At 63.3% G+C, this 17,675-nt stretch carries 18 protein-coding genes and 1 pseudogene; 10 read left to right on the forward strand and 9 right to left on the reverse strand.

Annotated features, from left to right (window positions below):
- Positions 1–19: 19 nt before the first annotated feature.
- Genes QQK95_RS32170 through QQK95_RS32195 form a run of 6 tightly spaced genes read right to left on the reverse strand, consistent with a single transcriptional unit; the run spans position 20 to position 6,009 of the window.
- Positions 20–868, reverse strand: a complete 849-nt coding sequence (locus QQK95_RS32170; RefSeq protein WP_284278537.1) for an RDD family protein — start codon at positions 866–868, stop codon at positions 20–22.
- Complete coding sequence (locus QQK95_RS32175) at positions 855–1,874, reverse strand: stage II sporulation protein M (protein ID WP_284278538.1); 1,020 nt, start codon at positions 1,872–1,874, stop codon at positions 855–857. The genes QQK95_RS32170 and QQK95_RS32175 overlap by 14 nt, the downstream gene beginning before the upstream one ends.
- A complete protein-coding gene (locus tag QQK95_RS32180) occupies positions 1,871–3,175 on the reverse strand; it encodes a DUF58 domain-containing protein (RefSeq protein ID WP_284278539.1) in 1,305 nt (434 codons plus the stop codon). Before QQK95_RS32180 ends, QQK95_RS32175 begins: the two co-directional genes overlap by 4 nt.
- On the reverse strand, positions 3,172–4,128 hold the full coding sequence (locus QQK95_RS32185; RefSeq protein ID WP_284278540.1) for an AAA family ATPase: 957 nt from the start codon (positions 4,126–4,128) through the stop codon (positions 3,172–3,174). The genes QQK95_RS32180 and QQK95_RS32185 overlap by 4 nt, the downstream gene beginning before the upstream one ends.
- Positions 4,115–5,329, reverse strand: coding sequence for a DUF4350 domain-containing protein (locus QQK95_RS32190; RefSeq protein WP_284278541.1), 1,215 nt, complete (start codon positions 5,327–5,329; stop codon positions 4,115–4,117). Before QQK95_RS32190 ends, QQK95_RS32185 begins: the two co-directional genes overlap by 14 nt.
- Positions 5,326–6,009, reverse strand: a complete 684-nt coding sequence (locus QQK95_RS32195) for a DUF4129 domain-containing protein (protein WP_284278542.1) — start codon at positions 6,007–6,009, stop codon at positions 5,326–5,328. Before QQK95_RS32195 ends, QQK95_RS32190 begins: the two co-directional genes overlap by 4 nt.
- A 91-nt stretch (positions 6,010–6,100) precedes the next feature.
- Here QQK95_RS32195 and QQK95_RS32200 point away from each other — a divergent pair, with 91 nt between their 5' ends.
- Complete coding sequence (locus QQK95_RS32200; RefSeq protein ID WP_284278543.1) at positions 6,101–6,883, forward strand: hypothetical protein; 783 nt, start codon at positions 6,101–6,103, stop codon at positions 6,881–6,883.
- A 691-nt stretch (positions 6,884–7,574) separates the two neighbouring features.
- On the opposite strand, the pseudogene QQK95_RS32205 reads toward QQK95_RS32200, so the two are convergent.
- Positions 7,575–9,252: pseudogene (locus QQK95_RS32205) on the reverse strand (hypothetical protein).
- Positions 9,253–9,281: 29 nt separating this feature from the next.
- Positions 9,282–9,932, reverse strand: coding sequence for a hypothetical protein (locus QQK95_RS32210; protein WP_284278544.1), 651 nt, complete (start codon positions 9,930–9,932; stop codon positions 9,282–9,284).
- Between the two features lie 137 nt (positions 9,933–10,069).
- Here QQK95_RS32210 and QQK95_RS32215 point away from each other — a divergent pair, with 137 nt between their 5' ends.
- Positions 10,070–10,513, forward strand: coding sequence for a hypothetical protein (locus tag QQK95_RS32215; protein ID WP_284278546.1), 444 nt, complete (start codon positions 10,070–10,072; stop codon positions 10,511–10,513).
- 130 nt (positions 10,514–10,643) lie between these two features.
- Here QQK95_RS32215 and QQK95_RS32220 read toward each other — a convergent pair whose 3' ends face one another.
- Entirely contained in the window at positions 10,644–11,024 is a 381-nt protein-coding gene (locus tag QQK95_RS32220; RefSeq protein ID WP_284278548.1) for a cupin domain-containing protein, read from the reverse strand.
- A gap of 500 nt (positions 11,025–11,524) precedes the next feature.
- On the opposite strand from QQK95_RS32220, the gene QQK95_RS32225 reads away from it, so the two are divergent.
- The 8 genes from QQK95_RS32225 to QQK95_RS32260 all read left to right on the forward strand — a co-directional run bounded on the left by QQK95_RS32225 (position 11,525) and on the right by QQK95_RS32260 (position 17,658).
- The gene (locus QQK95_RS32225; RefSeq protein WP_284278551.1) at positions 11,525–12,364 is read left to right on the forward strand and encodes a hypothetical protein; all 840 of its coding nucleotides are present in this window, start codon (positions 11,525–11,527) and stop codon (positions 12,362–12,364) included.
- A 442-nt stretch (positions 12,365–12,806) separates the two neighbouring features.
- A complete protein-coding gene (locus tag QQK95_RS32230; RefSeq protein ID WP_284278552.1) occupies positions 12,807–13,199 on the forward strand; it encodes an FAD-binding oxidoreductase/lyase in 393 nt (130 codons plus the stop codon).
- 84 nt (positions 13,200–13,283) lie between these two features.
- Positions 13,284–14,102 (forward strand): hypothetical protein, encoded by an 819-nt coding sequence (locus QQK95_RS32235; RefSeq protein ID WP_284278553.1) that lies wholly within the window; start codon positions 13,284–13,286, stop codon positions 14,100–14,102.
- Entirely contained in the window at positions 14,099–14,740 is a 642-nt protein-coding gene (locus QQK95_RS32240; protein ID WP_284278554.1) for a hypothetical protein, read from the forward strand. The genes QQK95_RS32235 and QQK95_RS32240 overlap by 4 nt, the downstream gene beginning before the upstream one ends.
- Positions 14,741–14,753: 13 nt before the next feature.
- Positions 14,754–15,410, forward strand: a complete 657-nt coding sequence (locus tag QQK95_RS32245) for an HK97 family phage prohead protease (RefSeq protein WP_284278556.1) — start codon at positions 14,754–14,756, stop codon at positions 15,408–15,410.
- A 31-nt stretch (positions 15,411–15,441) separates the two neighbouring features.
- Positions 15,442–15,711 (forward strand): hypothetical protein, encoded by a 270-nt coding sequence (locus QQK95_RS32250; RefSeq protein ID WP_284278558.1) that lies wholly within the window; start codon positions 15,442–15,444, stop codon positions 15,709–15,711.
- A gap of 48 nt (positions 15,712–15,759) precedes the next feature.
- Positions 15,760–16,170: a putative Ig domain-containing protein gene (locus tag QQK95_RS32255; protein WP_284278560.1), complete on the forward strand. Its 411-nt coding sequence runs from the start codon at positions 15,760–15,762 to the stop codon at positions 16,168–16,170.
- Between the two features lie 174 nt (positions 16,171–16,344).
- Positions 16,345–17,658, forward strand: coding sequence for a hypothetical protein (locus tag QQK95_RS32260; RefSeq protein WP_284278561.1), 1,314 nt, complete (start codon positions 16,345–16,347; stop codon positions 17,656–17,658).
- Positions 17,659–17,675: the final 17 nt, after the last annotated feature.

Consider the following 17,675-nt stretch of genomic DNA (forward strand, 5'->3'; position numbering starts at 1 on the left):
TCGGAATGACTGGCCGGCTTCAAATCGGAATCGATGGCCGGCTTCGTCGGAATACGCAATGCGCCCTCAGATCCCCGTAGTAAGCGGTCAAGAAGGCCCTTGAATCGATCGGTTCGATCTTCGCGCCGATCTTATGGCCGATGGTCTCGGCAACGGCCTTCATCGCAAAATAATCGTCGCGGCGCAGCACCTCTTCCAGCTTGTGCAATTCGGCGATGCCATAGGCGTCGAGCTGCGCCGGGCTGAAATGGAAGCGCTTGGCGACCGGGTCCTTTCGCTGCGAAAGGTCCTCGACCAGCTTGAATTTCGGCGTCTCCACCACCCAGGTTCCGGCAAGCAGGTCGCCAATGCGTAGCCTGTCGCGGTTGAACAATAGAAACAGCGAAAACAGCAGCGCCCACACCAGGCCGAAAATCGTCGACAGCGTGTCGGCGACGCCGGCGCCGCCGCGCGCGGCGATGATCGACAGCGGCAGGAAAACCTCGATCTCGCGCATCAGGTTGCGCGCGATGACTTGGTCGATGGTGAGGCCCGCGCCGCTGCGCGAGGCGACCCGCACGCCGACCATCCGCTTGCCGGGTGTCGCGGCCCGCCGCCCCGCCTCGAAGGCGATGAAATAGACGTTGCGCAGCAGGAAGATGAAGATGATCCAGACGATGAAGAGCGGCTCTGCCTCCTTCACGCCAAGGCCTCCGAGGCCGAAGATGACGACGAGGGTGACCGCGACAGCGGCAGCGACGATGATCACCACATCGAGCAGGAAGGCCGAAGCCCGGGTACCGGCGTCCGCCAGCTTGACCCTGAGATCGACACCCTCCGGCGTGATCAGCGGCCTTATCAGCTCGGCAGGGTTCCTAGCCGTGGCCATGCCGCACCATCCGGAACAGGTAGAAATAGGCGATCCATAACGCCAGCATGCCGCCGCCGATGGCGTAGCGCGTCGCATCGCTGGTGATCGTCTGCCGGCCGATGCCTTCGAGCAGCCCGGCAAACAGAAGCATCACCATGACGCCGACCATCGCGGTCGCCGTCACCCGCCCGGCCTGGGCGGCGGCGGCCATCCGGGTCAGTTCGCCGGGAAAGGCGATGCGCGTGCCAATGCGCATGCCTGCCGCACCAGCCAATGTGATGGCGAACAGCTCCGTCGTGCCATGGATGGAGAGCCAGCCGCCGAGCTCGAAACCCAGCCCCTTGGCCGCATAGACCTGGAACAGCGCGCCCAGCATGCAGCCGTTCATCAGGATGATCAGCACGCTCGGCACCGCGAAGGCGAAGCCGAGAGCAAAGGCCAGGATCGCCACCTGCGTGTTGTGGGTGAACAGATAAGCGGCGAAGCCGGACAGGAAGTGGCTGCTGCCGCCATCGTAGAGCACGCTGCGCAGCACCTCGGCAGATGAATCCGGGTTGCGCCCGCCGGCAAGGCTGGGCGCGATGATGGCGTCGAACCAGCGTTTGTCCGACGCCACCAGCCAATAGCCGGCAATGGCGCCGACGACAGTCAGTGTGACCGACACCCAGGTCTCGCGCCACAGATCGCGGATTGCCCCCGGCCAGTCGCGCAGGAAGAAATCGCCGACGCGCTGCCTCAAGCCTCGTCGCGCGCCATAGAGATAGAAGTAGCCACGCAGGCTGAGCGCCTCCAGATAGGCGATCAGCGCGCTGTCGAGCGACGTCGCGCGGGCCACCGAGAGCGAGGACAGCGCCGAACGGTAGAGCAGGGGCAGTGCCAGCAGCTCGTCTTCCGAAAGCGCGCGCGGCGCGCGTTTTTCGGCGCGCGCCAGCAGCGCCTCGAACGCTTTCCAGTCGGTCTCGCGCTCCTGGCGGAAACTTGCCAGCGACTGGCGTACGGCATCGGTGCCGGCGGGCAGCGTCATAGGAGGTTCTCCTCCTTGAGCTGGATATAGCGCTCGACCAGCGCCGGGCCGAGGCGCTGGTGGTCGGCCTCGATCACATGCGCACCGAGCAGCCGCAACCGCCCGATCACCACTTGCCGCTCCCGAAGCAGGCCGCCCGCGGTGACCGCGCGGGCCACATCCTCGGGCATCGTGGGCTGCATGTCGGCCAGCGTCTCCAGTTCGACATCCTTCATCAGCATGAACAGCACCAGATGCCGCTCGGTCAGCCGGCCGACAGTGCGCAGCATCAGTTCGGCGCTGATCGGGTCGACGAAATCGGTGAAGACGATGACCAGCGAGCGACGGTCGAGCTTGGCCGCCAACGTCGTCAGCGCCAGGGTGAAATTGGTCTCTTCGCTGGAATAGTCGATCTCGGCCGCGCGCTTCTGGATCATCGTGAAACTCGGTGAGCCACGCACCGCGCCGCTCGACACGCGAGGCATGGCATCGAAGGAGAACAGGCTGACAAGGTCGCCGCCCTTGAGCGCAATGAAGGCCGACAACAGCGCTGCCGTTACCGCCCGGTCGACTTTCGGCACGCCGTCGACCGGCTCGCACATCAGCCGGCCGCTGTCGATCGCCAGCACGATGTTGTTGTTCTCCTCGACCCTGAACTCGCGCGCCAGAAGCTTGCCGTGGCGGGCGCTGCGCTTCCAGTCGATCATCCGCCGGCCCATGCCTGGCTGGTAGTCCTTCAGCGCTTCGAACTCGCGGCCCTGGCCGGCCCGCCTCTGTGCATGGCCGTCGGCGAGCGCGGAGCGCTGCAGCAAGGTGATCGCCTCGTCGCGCGCGCTGCTGACGTCGGGCAGCACCGCCACCTTGCGGTCCATCGGCAGGACGACCTGGTTCCAGGTCAACCCGAACGGGCCGTTCCAGCGCAACCAGATCCGGTCGAAACTGGCAATACCGCGCCTGAGCGCCGTGAATTCGAGGTCGAGCGTGCCGCCGTTCGACGGCAACGCGCCGCCTGTGCGGCTGACCGGCTCCACACGCTGATCGTGGCCGACACGCGCTTGCAGCCTGCGCGCCCGCTGGCCGAGGCTGGCCGCGACATGCACGGTAAAGTGCCCGCCGACGCCGACCTGCGGCGGCGCCGAGAGACTGGCGCTGAGCGAGGCGCGCCCACGCCCGGCCGCCGCGTCGACCGCGAGAAATGCAAGCAGCGCGCAGATCCACAGCAGGCCCAGATACCAGACATGCGGCAGCGCAAGCGCGATCAGGAAGGCAGGGATTGCCCCGGCCGCCGCTGCCCACACCGCTCTGCCGGTCGGATAGATCAACGCGGCGCCTCCGTCTGGTCGACGAGGTCGGAAACGATCTGCTCCACCAGCCGCCCATCGATCTGCGCCGCCGGCGACAGGATGACACGGTGGCGCAGCGCCGGAACCGCCAGCGCCTTGACGTCGTCGGGGATGACATAGGCGCGGCCGTCGAGTGCCGCCCTGGCGCGTGCCGCGCGCGCCAGCATGGCGCCCGCCCGCGGACTGGCGCCGACCTCGAGGTCCGGGCTTTCGCGCGTGCGGCGCACCAGGGCCGCGATATAGCCGACGACATCGTCGACCAGCGTCACGTCGCCAACCGTGGCAAGGGCTGCTTCCAGCGTCTTGCGGTCGGTCTGCGCCTTGATGCCGTATTGCGCTATATCGTGCGAGGCGGTGCCACCGCCATGATGGACGATGATGGCGCGTTCCTCCTTGAGATCGGGATAGCTCACCCGGTGCTTGAACAGGAAGCGGTCGAGCTGTGCCTCGGGCAGGGGGTAGACACCCTGGTGCTCGATCGGGTTCTGCGTCGCGACCACCATGAAGTTCTGGCTGAGCGCATGCGTGGTGCCGTCGAAAGTGACGGCGTGTTCCTGCATGGCTTCAAGAAGGGCGGCCTGCGTCTTCGGCGGCGTGCGGTTGATCTCATCGGCAAGCAAAAGGTCGCAGAAGATCGGCCCGCGCGTCAGCGTGAACTGCCCGCTCTGGAAATTGTAGATGTTGGAGCCGACGATATCGCCAGGCATCAGGTCGGGGGTGAACTGGATACGGCCATAGGCGACGCCAAGTGCTTGCGCGAAGCATCTCGCGGTCATGGTCTTGGCGGTTCCCGGCGGGCCTTCCAGCAATATATGGCCGCCGGCGAACAATGCCGTCAGCATCAGATCGACCGTGTCGCGCTGCCCAGTGATCGCTTTCGCCACTTCTTCCCTGATCGCGTCCGCCAGGGCCTTCACATCATCGACGTTCACCGAGCCTCCTTGTCGTCCAGTCATGCAGCTCCTGGGCTGCTTCATGCATTTGCGCCAGGTTCCCAGCTTCGCTCGCGGCCTTGAAGCGACGGCTGAAGCCCTGCGTTTCGCCTCGGTCGCGGGAATCGAGCCAGCGGTCGAGTGCTTCGCCCGGCAAGCCTTGCGGCGCGCCGAGCAATGCGCCGGCACGCGCGCGCATCAGCGCCGCGTAACGGTCACCAAGCTCCCCGAGCCGTCCGGCGCGTTTCAGGAGCATCGCCGTGGTGTCGACCAGCGCCCGCTTGCCGAAGGCAATCGCCCGGGCCTCGGTGCGCGGCGGCCCGAACCTGCCGAGCCCATGCAGGAAGGCAAGGGCGGCCGCCGCCAGCACCGACAGCGTCAGTGCCAGGAAGGGCGGCTCGACCAGGAGCTTGGCGAGATCGTATTTCTGCCCGATGCCATGCAGCGTCAGGTCGAACATCACCGCACCCTTGGCCGGTTCGAGCATGGCGATCATGTCGAGGGCCGCCGCCGCCTTTTGCGGATCCTTCAGCGCCGCGTTGTTGATCAGATCGGGATCGGTCAGGATGTAGAACGGCTCGTCGTCGAGCTCGGTGAGAACGGCCTTGCCCTTGCCCGCAGCGATCAAGGGGTGGTCGTCCGCCACCCATTGCAGCTCTTCCGGCGCGGCGACCGTGCGGCCTGCGACGTCGATCTGCCCGACCGAACCCTTGCCTTCGCCGAGCTTGGCCTTGGCGATGCGGCCGAGCCAGTCGTTGACGACCGTATCGGGCAGCCGTTCGATCTTCGTCTCCCAGCCCTCATGGTCCTGCATGGGAAAGGTGAACCATTTGGGCAGTACGAACAGCGTGGCCTGGCCCGAGCGAAGCTTGACGATTCTTGCCAGCGCGGCCGGGTCGCTGTTTGGCGCGATGGTGACGATCAGCAGGAATTCGGACGCCAGGCCCGAGCTGAGAGCCTCCTCGCTGCGGGCCATGGGTGGCGCCTGGCCATTGGCGAGCTTCAGCCATTCGACGAGCCCGGCATAGCCGGAGCCACCCTTGGAGAGGGGTGTGCCGCCGCCTTCCGGCTGGCGAAAGTCCGGCGCGTAGGTCGACAGCAGGAAAAATCCCGCCGCGGCCAGCAAGCTGGCAAAAATGCCCCAGAACAGGGTTTTCCGGCTGAACGGCTCCTGCGCGGCCTCCGCCGCCGTCGCACTCATGTCCAGGCATCCCGGAAAGCGAAGCGCTCATAGGCGCCGCGCGCCTGCCGCCACCCCTCGGGACCGACCGGCCGGCGGGCGAACAGCGCCGCCTCGACGATGCGCGCGATCTCGCTGAAGGCACTGCGTGCCCGCGCCGGCAGCGATGTGGCGCTGGCGATGTCACGCGAGGTCAGCGACGGGCGCAGGAAGTCGGGCAGCCGCCCGGCAATGTCGGCGACGCTGCGGCGAAGCAGAAGATGCACCGCCTCGTCATAGTCGCCGCGCGCGGCGAGCGCGTCGGCCTCGGACAGCAGTATCTGCGCGGCGCCGGTATCCGGGCGCCATGCCTCGTCCGCCTCTGCCTGCTTGCGGGCGCGCCGCCACGGCAGGCGCCATGCCACGCCCTTGGCTTCGAGTGCGACGAGAAGCGCGATGACCGCGACGCCGGCGATCACCGCGCCCCAGAACAGGTAGATCATGTAGGGGCCGATCTTCGCCAATATTTCCAGAAAAGGCCTCAGCCATTCCGGCGGCTCGGGCTGCACCAGCGTCGGCAGGTCAAACTGGATGGAACCGTCCGCAAGCAACTGCTTGTGTATCTTTGCCAGCCATTCGGCGTCCTGCGGCTGTGCGACTGTCACCCGCTCGCCCCTCTGCACCTGCGGTTCGACCTCGACACTGGCAATACCCCTCGACAATTGCAAGTCCACTGGACGAAGCCTTTCAATCTTGGCAGATTTACTTTCGAGGTTAGCCGTTTGGATGTGGCGGCGGCTCTGGGGGAATATCATGACCACTGCGACACTGGGACAGCCCGGCCGGTTCGAGATCGGCAGGGTGTTCAACACCACCTTTGCCGTCATCGGCCGCAACATCGGGCTTTGCCTTGGCCTTGCCGCGCTGTTCGCCGGCGTGCCGACATTGCTTGTCCGGTTGTGGACCCAGCCGCAGATCGACGCGATGCTGCATGGCGATCCCGGCGCGATGGCGGATCCCCATGCAATGTTTCGCAATTCCTCCCTCAGCTTTGTCGCCGGGCTGGTTTCCTTCGTTTTCACGCTGCTGCTTCAGTCCTCATTGGTCCGGGCGACCATCGAGGACCTGAATGGCAGGCGGCCCTCCTTCGGCGACTGCATTCAGATTGCGGTCCGCTTCCTGCTGCCGACTCTGGCGATCGGCTTGCTGGTCGCCCTTGGCGCCGGCCTTGCCATGCTGGCCCTGATCGTGCCCGGCATCATCTTGTGGCTCGGATGGTCGATGTCGGTGCCGGTCCTGATCCAGGAGCGGCGGGGCGTGTTCGGTTCGATGTCGCGCAGCCGTGCCCTGACCAAGGGCAACCGCTGGTCGCTGTTTGGCCTGTTTCTCATCCTGATGATCATCGCGATGGTCATCCAGTGGGGGGTATTGCTGGTCTTCTTCCTGTTTGGCGGCATTCTGGCTCAGCTGGGCGCCGCGCTGGTGCAGACCGTGGTCTCCATGGTGCTGTCGATCGCCGCCGCTGTCAGCTATGTCGAGCTGCGCCAGGTCAAGGAAGGCGCAAGCATCGACGAACTGGCGAAGATATTCTCATAGCGGATGGCGCAGTTCGTCTGAGGGCGACCGCCCACTTCAACGACAGCATCAGGGATCTGATTGCAGGCTCGTCCGGCACAGGCGCGACGAACTGGATCAGGGCGGCGAGGCTTGAGGGTTGAGGATAGGCCTGCCGGGGCCGACCCCAATTATGGCAGCTTCATCAAAATGGATGGCGACTTTCGTCCGCGCCTGTGGTGGCATCCGGCCCAGGTGGAGAGCGGCCCCCGGAGCAACAGGTGTTTTCATCTTCCGGTGAGTGGGCCAATTCCCTCATTGAGCGGGCCTCTCTATAGGCCGACCGGGGAGAGTCTATATGCAAGATCCCGTTGAGAGGAACAAAAGACCACCTCGTGCCCAACCGGCCGAGGATGAGCGCCTGGCGCGGCTCGAGAAAACAGCCAGGCTCAAGCGGCTTCGGTCTTACGCATCATGGCTTGCGCCTGACGCATGCGCCCAATTTCATGATGAGATCGACTGCTCCGCGCTCATTGAGGAAAGCCGTTCATTGAGCCTGGCATGATCGGCTGATGCCGTTTTTCCTCACCTGATCAAGAATTGCGCGAAGCGTATTTCAGCGATCAATCGGGAGCTGTCCGCGCTGCGGCCATAAAGACCCAGTCTGTGCGGCGGCTCGGGCTCCCATCTCCTGAAGGTTGGGTTCGGATAGAAACATCCTCAGATCGGAATCTCAGTGACAGCAGCCGCGCTGCACGCTCGTCCGGCACAGGCATGACGAACTGATCGCCACATCCGCCTTGGCCAGCGCCACAGCGAGCTTGGCCTGCAGGGCCGGCAGCTCTTCGCTCTCACCGCGCCGCCGCAAACATTCGACCAGCCCGTGCAAGGCCCAGACATTGTCCGGGTGCCGGGCGCAGCGCTGCACCTTGCCGCTTAGACCGAGATCGTCGCGATAGACCTGCTCGGCCTCTTGCGCATGGCCCTGGTCGAGAAGCAGTGCCGCCAGCGCATGACGCGGCGGGTGCATCCACGCCCATGGCTCGGTGTAGGAGAGGTTGTCGTCCAGCTCGACCGCTTGCCGCAAATAGGCGTAGGCCTCCTCGTGCCAGCCCTGATGATAGGCAAGCTCGCCGTCGAGCAAGGCACCACCGACGGCAAGCGAGGCGCGGGTCGGGTTACTGAGGAAACGCCGCTCGGCCGGAATGCTCGCCACATGCCGATGGAACCGGTCGCGCTCGCGCTCGGCCTCGGCGAATTGCCTCAGTGTCGCATGTGCGACACCCTTGGCGTAGTGTTGCATGGCCGCCGTCAGCACATAGAGGCCGGGCTCTTCGACCGCAGGTTCGTCGATGATCTCCTGCCAGCGGCCGAAGCGCACCTGCACATGCGATTTCATCGCATGATAGCCTTCCACCGTTTGCGTCAGCTTGGGCCGGTCCTGGATGGCGACCACGTCTCGCGTCACCAGGCTGCGCACCTTGTCGGCGGCCCACAGTGCCGGCTTGTACTGGCCAAGGAACATGCAGGTGAACATCATCAGATGCAGATCGTGGCAGCAGCCGAGCAGGTAATAGGTCGGCTCATCGGCATAGGCGAGATAGAGGTCATTGGCGAGGACAGCCTTTTCGCTGGCGATCTTCGCCTTCTCATAGTCGCCGCACAGCACATGGATATGCCCCGGCATATGGTTCATGTGCCCGGCATCCGGGCACATTTCGCCAAGCAGATCGGCTGAGCGCATGCCGCGTTCCGGCATGGTGGACATTTCCAGGAGATGGATGTGCAGGTGCAGGATCGCCGGATGTTGCGCGATCCCGCCCTCGTCGGCGAGCCGGATAGATCGCTCGCAGACATCAAGGGCCTCAAGCACGTCCGAATTCGGCGCCGGCTCACCCGTCTTGAGGTTCCACAGACGCCGCACCGTGCGCATCATCAGCGCCTCGACCAGCAACGCCATCACATCATGGTCGTCGGGAAAATCCTGGTACACCCGCCGCATCGCGGCGGCATAGGCACCGTCCCATCGTTCGAATTCCTGCGGGCTCACCTTGTGCGGCTTCTGAAAGCGAGAGGCCAGCGCCTCGATCAACCGCCGTTCGACCTCGCTGGCGCCAGCCGCATGCGCGCGCCAGCTGGACATGCTCGTAGCAGCGCTTCGTCGCGCTGTTGGCCTCCGCCTCGCCATGCTCCTTCCAGGTCAGATTGTAGAAAGGTCCAGCGGCATAGGCGATGCCCCAATGCACGAAAGCACAGCCCGGATCCGTCTCCAGCGCCTTCTCGAAACACTTGATGCCTTCTTCGTGGTTGAAGCCGTAGCACCAGTTGAGCCCGATATCGAACCAGCGCTGGGTCTCAGTCGAGCCGGTGGAGATGGGGCGGCGGTAGGTGCCGAGGTTGAAGCGGTCCATGGGTTCTCATTCAAGATTGAGCGGTTGTTTCAGATACTACCGCCACCGTCAGTTGGTCCCTTAACTCGTGCTTCCTTTTGCCAGCCAGCCAGCTCCGGCAGGTCGTCAAGCCAGCTTTTCTCGCTCATCAAGGCATCGCTGGCCTGCGGTGCCGCCTCCGTGGCGTTTTGAATCAGCCAGTCCACCCACTTCCGATAGGCAACCGGATCCAGCTGAGGCGGCAGCACCTTGGCCTTGCCGAGCATGCGTTTGCGGAAACTGGTTTGCCTGCGCAGTTTGGTCGTCGTGAACTTGATGACCTTGCCTTGGTAGTCAACCGTCCAGCGGTCGCCGCCAAGACTGACAAGCCTGTCGATGGTGAAACCGGCATCGACCGGCCTATCCCGCCAAGGAAGCTCGATGGCGTTCTTCCTCAACGCGATGGCCCATCGCCTGTAGTCGCCCCCGGCCCGTTGCGGCGGCAGCACACCGGCCTGTTCGAGCATCTTTCTTCGGAAGGTCGGCTGCTTCTTGAGCTGGCCGGTTGTGAACTCGACGCGATGCCCACGAAACTCGACATGCCAGCGGACCCTTCCGTTGCCGACATACTTCACCAGCCTGTCGATGAGGAATTCGTCATCGGCAAGCGTCACGCAGCCTTGGCTGATGCTTTCGAGAATGAACTCGGTGTCAGTGACCATTACTCGGCCTCGTGGAGGAAACTTCTACGGAGCTTAGCCATTGGAACGCATCTGCGGCCAATCTTTTTTACCCTGCAAATCTCACCTGCTTCGGCCGCCTCGATGCCTCTCATCCTGACAAGAATGTGCAGACCGTCGTGTTACGGTCTGATGGTGTCACGTCATCGATCGGATTGCGATCGAAGCAAATAGGAGAGTTCGCCACGTCCAGGATCAACCGCCGCGCCCTGCTTTTCCACTCCGGCAGCGCGGTCGTCGCCTCGACGGCCGCGGCAACGGCACTCGGCACAGCGCCGCCGGGCCGGAACCAGGAACCGTCCGATGGACTGCGAGAGCTGATTGAGGCGCACAGGACGGCATACGCGGCATTCGGCGAAGCGCTGCATGACATAGGCGGCGACTCCGACAGAGCCAGCCGGGAGGAGGAGAGGGCGCTGCTCGCCATCTGCGGCCATGCCGCGGTCGAGGAATGCGATCGCCTGGCCAAGGCCCGATATCTCCTGGAGATAGATGCGCGCGGCGAACTCGACCTTCCGGAGCATATGCAGGCTGTTCTTCGATCGACGATGTGGAAGCGATGAGGCGACCGACGCCCAGCCACGACAATGTCACCGCACTGCAGTGCGTGGTGGTCGCGGGCTACATAGTCATGTCGCGGCAACAGCCTCGCGGCCCGACGCGAACCTTTTGGCCAGCAGGTTTGCAGCCTGCCTACGCCGGCTTGGCGTATTGCTCGGCGCTCATGACCTCGATGCAGACGAAGCGTTCGTTTCCTTCCACCCAGGCGTCGTGGCCGGGCGGGATCGTATAGGACGTACCCTTCGTGAAGGTTTTCTGAGTTCCGTCATTCATCTTGATGGTGATGGTTCCGGAAACGACATAGCCGACATGCGATACCTGACAGCTATCCGTCTTGACGACCGGCTTCACGCATTCGGACCATTTCCAGCCCGGCTCCATATTGAGCCGCCCGAGCGTAAAGCCTGGAAGCCGCACCACCTCGACCCGTGTCTTGGCGGGCGAGCGAACCTCATCCGGTTTGTCGTGAGATTTGGATTCAAATTTGGTGACATTCATTCCACCATCGGCCATGGCATCCTCCCATACGCGACGCGGAGCCCAATGCTGGCACTTTTCCAGTATATTAGCAATTGCTTTTATATCTTGCGAAAACCGATCACAGCCGCGATCACCACGTAAGCGGGTGACCTGGAATGGTCTGCATCAAGACGTAAAATTCTGTGTAAGCGGTTGATTCAAATGATGAATAGAGAGTGGCTGGGGAACCTGGATTCGAACCAGGACTAACGGAGTCAGAGTCCCCACTGTAGCTTTGATAATAAAGCTGATTTTCCCCGACTACGGGAAAACGGCCACATGCAAAATCAAAGGCTTATCGGCGAATTGCCGACCGGACCAACTGGCCTTTGTCACCAGTCGAGCGCCGCGATTGAGGTCGCGGCAGCATGGTATCGGGCGAACTCGGCCACTTGCGATCATCCGATCATACCGACCATCCGCTCGCGCTTTGGCTTGACGCCATTGCAAGCAATCGCCGCGCTGCGAGAGGCCGCTCGGTGAGTATCGATGTCATGACCAAGGTGATCCAGCGGGCGCCCGTCAGCGGCAGCAAGTTCACCTGCATGCTCGTCATGGCCAATTGGTGCAACGATGACGGTGACAGTCTATACCCTTCCATCGATCTGCTCGCTGAAGCCATGCGCGTCAGCCGATCGCAGGCAAAACGCATTCTCCGCTCGCTCATGCCGGCAGGACCGGCCGACGACGCGGCCGGCGATTGGTGGTTTCGGGTCATTGGGAACGACAAGGGCGGCGCTCCTGGCATGACCAGGCGCTATGAGATGAACGTGGCTCGGTTGGACACATTTCCGAAGCTGCCGGAATTCCAAAAAGCTGACGAGCGGCGTCAGAAAAAGGGCCTGACGGGGCGCACCCATGCGCCCCGTGCCACACGTTCGACGGGGCGCGCCCATGCGCCCCCTGTCACAGATGAGACGGGGCGCACCGATGCGCCCCCACGGGGCGCACCGATGCGCCCCGACTCGTTAGATCAACCATCAGATGAGAGAGAGCGCGCGATGGATCACTTCGATCAAGCACTGAAGCGTTGGCCTGTTGTCGATAGCCCCAAGTCCGCGCGTAAAGCATGGGATGCGCTGTCGATCGACGACCGCCTGGAGGCTGCGGGCGAGATCGACAGGTTCGTCGCGATCAACCGGTCGGCCGGCCGAAAGCTGGTCTGCTCCTTCGAACGGTATCTCTCCGAGAGGATGTGGAAAGCGCTGCCTGAACGGGCGAAGCCGGTGCAGCTGAGGCCAGCGGCGCCAGGCAAACCGGCGGGACCATCACCGTTTGAGCGCAAGACGGGGTGGCGACCGCCGTCGTCGGGGGTAGGGGGTTTAAAGCCCTAGGGCAGGATGGGGCCTCCAACCGCTTGGGGCTCATTCGCAGGTTTTTTTTCTTGTTTTTCATTTTCCAGGGGAAGTGTGGCTAGGTATCCGGACATGGCTATTGATAAAGCTTTGAAAAGATTAATGAAAAGGCATAGCATGCTTACGCAACCGGGCTCGCGGGACCATTTATTGACAACGGTCCCCCGGCGCCTGGTTACGATGAACTGCGCCATCTGCGACAGGCCCTTCGAGGCCGTCCAAGCTGGGAGGCGGAAGCCGTCAACGCGATGCAGCGAGGCATGCCGACAGGAGGGTCGCCGCCGATATACTGCGGCCTACAATGCCGCGGCCAAGGCGGAGCTGTTCGCACTGAGAGCGCGGGCGGCTGCGGGCGACCTCGAGCGCTTCGGTATCGGTCGCGACGGACGCGCCATCAAGGCCGAGGCCGAAGCCGATTCCGATGACTGACGGCAGCCGCCCCCCGCGTTCTGCCCCGACTTCAACGGCGAGCTGGGTCGCGTCGGTCGGGTGTCGCTACAAGCTTGAGACCAGCGACGTGGAGCGCCTGGTGCAGCTCGCGTTCGAAGCGGCGCCCCGATACCAACGCCGGCTGACCGCCAGAGAGGCACGAGACCAAGCCATCCGGGAATGCGTCGCCATCCACTTTGCAGCGCTTTCAAGCCGATCCGAGCAGGCCAAAGCGATGGCCAGGGAGATGCGACGTTACTCGTCGGTACGCGCGACCCAGCCGCCAGGCTCGCTCGGCGGCGACATCGTCGGCATTCTCGAAATGGACACCGGAAAGCCACTCGGAAAGCGGGCACTGATGACCATTTTGGCCCAGAATGCTTGATGTTCAGCGTGCAAAAATCTCTTAAGGAAACTTCACGCCGGATGACCGACCTTGCCCTCGAACAGATTTCGCGGGAGTCGTCACATGGTCAATCTTCGAGAGCTCATCCAGTCGCTGACGGGCAAAAAGCCGGCCGACACGATTTCTGAAATCCAGCGGCTTCAGGCGCTCGCCGCGGATATGGACCGCGAAGTTGCGGATTCGGAAACAGAACTCGCCCAGATCGCCGCCCGTCGCCAGCAACTCCTCTTGGATGATGCCGACGAAGCGTTGGCGGATGATGAGGCTCGCACCGGCGTCTTGCGCCGCAACATCGAACGCGCCGGCCTCGGGCGCCAACGCATCGCGGAAGAGTTGGTCGAAGCGAAGAAGGCCCATCGGGCCGCGCGTGTCACTGCCTTCAGGGCCGAACGCGATGACATCGTGCGTCGGCTCGATGGCGCGATGACGGCTGCCGTCGCTGTCAACGACCAGGCGCGGGCCTGGTATGATCGCGTCGAAGCCGAGCTTGGCCATCACGCCATCGGCAGCGAGTTCGGCGGCGCCATCGCCTTCCCATTTTTCGCCGGCGAGTTCGTCGATGCCTTCCGCCGCAATCTGAGCCAGATGGCCGGTCCGCGCCCCGTCGAGCCGCCGGCGGCTGCGGCCGTCAAGCAGCCGGCATCGCCGAAGTTCGCCTCTCGTCCTGGCCCCGGGGGCGTCGTCAGGCCCGCCGCGAAACCTCGCCCGGCACTGCCCAAGAAGCCGCCGGCAGGGCATTCGCGCGTCCAGGTGCTTCGCGCCGGCTACGAGAGCCCGTCAGGCGAGCAACTGCGTGCCGGCGACCAGGTCGACCTTCCTGAAGAAGTGGCACAGGCTGCGGCCCAGGCCGGCGCCGTCGAGCTTTGCGAGGTGGAGGCATGAGCGACGGGCGGCGCGGACCAATCACCAGCGAGGACAGCTTCCACTTCGGAAGTGGCTATTACCTCGGCTACCTCCAAGACACGATTTCGGACAGTTACACCTACGTCCATAAACTTGATCGGAAATGTGACGTGTTCGGCGATCGGCCGGTTCCGGGCGAGCAATGGGGCCGCATCAATCTCAACAGCTGCGGACGGTATGGCAAGACATGGTTCGACGCGAGCGACACCATGGGTATCGGCGTCTCAGACATTTGCACCCTTCCCGGTAATGTTGCCCGCGCGCTTGTGGGGACAAACATCCGTTCCATCAATCTCGACCATTTCGGCACATCCGACTTGATCATAACTCTGATTGAATGGGTGGATCCGCCTGCGCCGCCTGCGCCGCCGGACCCGCTGCATACGATTGGCACCGCCGGCGCCAGCACCGCGATTCGCATCGAGATCGGCGCACCGATCAATCCGGTCCTCACCGTCGGTGTCACGTTGACCGAAGACTATTCGCCGATCGGCGGGGCCTTTCCTCGCCCGGTCGCGACACCGGCACACGGGACAATCCCCAGCGGAACCACTGTGCAGTTTTTCGGGCCAGAAGCTGCGGCGCTCGTCGCAGCCAGCGCCGCCACTCTCGCTTGAAGGAAACGGACCGATGATCACGAAAGACTTCATGGGTAGCGGGCTGCAAACGCTCGCCGACAAGCGCCAGGTCCAGGTCATCTGCTCGAGCGGTGGCATCGATCGCGCTGGCGAGGTCGTCGACCAAGCCGGCATCGATGTCTCGGCCTTCATGGCGAACCCGATCATCCTCTGGAATCACAACCCGAACGTGCCGATCGCCCGCGCCATCGACATCGGCGTCATGGGGGGCAAGCTGCGCGCCACCTGTCAGTTTCCCGCCGTCGGCGTATCTGCCAAGGCGGATGAAATCTTGGGCCTCGTCCAGTCGGGCGTGATTAATTGCGTGTCGATCGGCTTTAACCCTGTGGAAAAGGTCGCAATGCCCGGCGCCAGTCCGAAAAACGGCCCGTTCCGCTACCTGAAATCCCAACTCTGGGAGTTTTCGTTCGTATCGGTGCCGGCCAATGGTGATGCACTAATCACCGGCCGTTCCGCGCCTCTTGCCGATATTGCGGCCGATCGAGCCGCGCGCATGCGGGCGGTTGAGGTTATGCGGCTTGCCGCCGAGCCGATCGACCAGGCTCAGGAGGCCCGCCACCGCCAAATCGAGGTGCTCGCCCTCGTTCATGGTCCCGATCTTGAAGCTCGGGCGGACCGCATGCGCGCGGTCCGCGCGCTGGTGAAGTAAGGTCACTCAAATGGCGGAATCGACAGCGCCCATGAACGCCTATGACCTCGGCAGGCGCGCCGGCACGATGCTTGCGGAGGCCGCCGCAGGCTGCAAGGTCTCGGCCGCCTACGAAGCCGAGTTTTCGGCATACGTCGAGGCCGTCGCGGCGAAAGCCATGAAAAAGGCCGCTGACGACCTGGCCAGCGAGGGGGCGAGCGCGTTCGAAATCGACATTTTCCAGCGCTCGGCCCAGCATTCATTTCGGCAAGGATTGGCTGCGGTAGGCGGATCTGCCGAATCGTCAGGAGCGACACATTGACCGCCGCCCGCGCGGATTGCTTGCCGCAGCGCATGGAGCACTCCAACAATGACTTTTCCGTTTCCATGTATGACGGGGTTCAGCGGTGCCAGCGCGCTTTCTATCGGCGGCACGCCTGTAACGTCGGCAACCCAGAACAGCGCCTATATCGGCTTCACCGCATCGGCCAGCGGCGGAACACCGAGCTACACCTATTCGCTCGTCGGTAGCTGGCCGACAGGGATCTCCATCAACTCATCGAGCGGTGTGGTTTCCGGTACTCCGACAGTTTCCGGCACCTTCGCCAGCCTTTCGGTGCGGGTCACCGATGGTGCCAGTGCCACCGCTGATCTGGCGTCGTTCACGCTTACTGTGGCGCCTTCAGCGGCGATCAGACAGGCGATGGCACCCGCAGTCTACGTCAACAGCAACGGCCCGCGTCAATCGATGACGCCTGGCGGTTTCATCAATGAGGCATAGGCCTAGCAAGAAGGGACCACGAATATGATGCTCGTCAATCCGTTTGTATTTTCAACGCCGCCAACGCCGCCGCCAGCGCTCAAGCAGGCCCAGGTAGTGCCCTCGGTCTACGTAAACAGTAACGGCCCTCGGCAATCGATATTGCCCGGCATTTTCATCTGTGAGGCTTAATCCATGACCGCACGCTATGTCAGATCCGGCGCCACAGGCTCCGCCAATGGCACCAGTTGGGCGAATGCCTACACAAAGCTCGCGACGGCCTTCGCTGCTGGTGCCGCCGGCGACACCTACTATATCTCGGAAGACCATGCGGAATCGACCGCTGGCACCGTAGCTCCGGACTCGAAAGGGACCTTGTCGAACCCGACGATTGTTCTTTGCGTCGACCACAACGGTTCGGTGCCGCCCGTTGCCGCCGACCTCCGCGCGACGGGGCAAGTCAGCGCCACTGGTGTTTCGAACGTCATACAGTTGAACGGGTCGACCTCGTATTGGGGCCTCATCTTCGGCGTGGACAACGACTCCTCAATCTCCCTGTCCAAGAATGTCACCGTCCATCAGAAATTCACTAACTGCTCTATCCGCCTTGCCGGAGCGGGCTCCAACGGGGGGATCAGCCCCGGCAATGGCTCTTCGGCTCCAGCGAGCCTGGTTGAGTTCATAAACACGACGTTTTCGTTCGGCAGCGTGTCGCATAAAATCAACGTGGATTGCGACATCGTGTGGCGTGACACGCCCTCCGCGCTGCTGGGCACTATCCCGACCGTACTGTTCCAATTCTCAACGGGTGTCGGGAGTAAATTGCGCTGCCAGGGCGTCGATTTCAGCGCAGCTGGCTCAGGCAAGACCCTCATCGGCAACACTTCGGCAAGCGCTACGGCATGCACTGCTGAGTTCATCGACTGCAAGATCAATGCGGCGGCCACGCTCGCAGCCGTGCCACAGTCGCCTGGGCAGTTGGAAATCGATGCCGTGCGCACGGGTTCGTCAGGGCTGAATTACAACCAGTATCGTGGCCGCTACGCCGGGTCGCTAATCGAGGAGACGACGATCGTCCGCACCGGTGGGGCCTCGAACGGCACGACGCCGATGTCATGGAAGATCGTTACCACAGCCAATGCGAACTGGCATTTCCCCTTCGAAGCGCCGCCGATCGCCATCTGGAACGACACGACCGGGTCGGCAGTAACGGCAACGGTTGAATGCCGCGCGGCCGCAATCCCGAATGACGATGAGCTCTGGCTCGATGTCGAATACCTTGGCGACGCCTCATCGCCGCAAGGCTCGTTTATCAGCGACACTAAGGCGACACCCTTGACGGCCACGGCGGCACAAACATCCAGTTCGGAATCGTGGGGCGGTTCGACCGCTTCGTTCAAGCTGGACGTCACCTTCACGCCGCAGCAAAAGGGCTGGATCCTGGCACGGGTGAAGGCGGGCAAGGCGTCATCGACCTTCTATGTCGACCCGAAGGTGACCATGAGCTAGCGGGCGGTGAGGGTATC

This window comes from Mesorhizobium huakuii (assembly GCF_030160235.1).
Classification (GTDB): Bacteria; Pseudomonadota; Alphaproteobacteria; order Rhizobiales; family Rhizobiaceae; genus Mesorhizobium; species Mesorhizobium huakuii.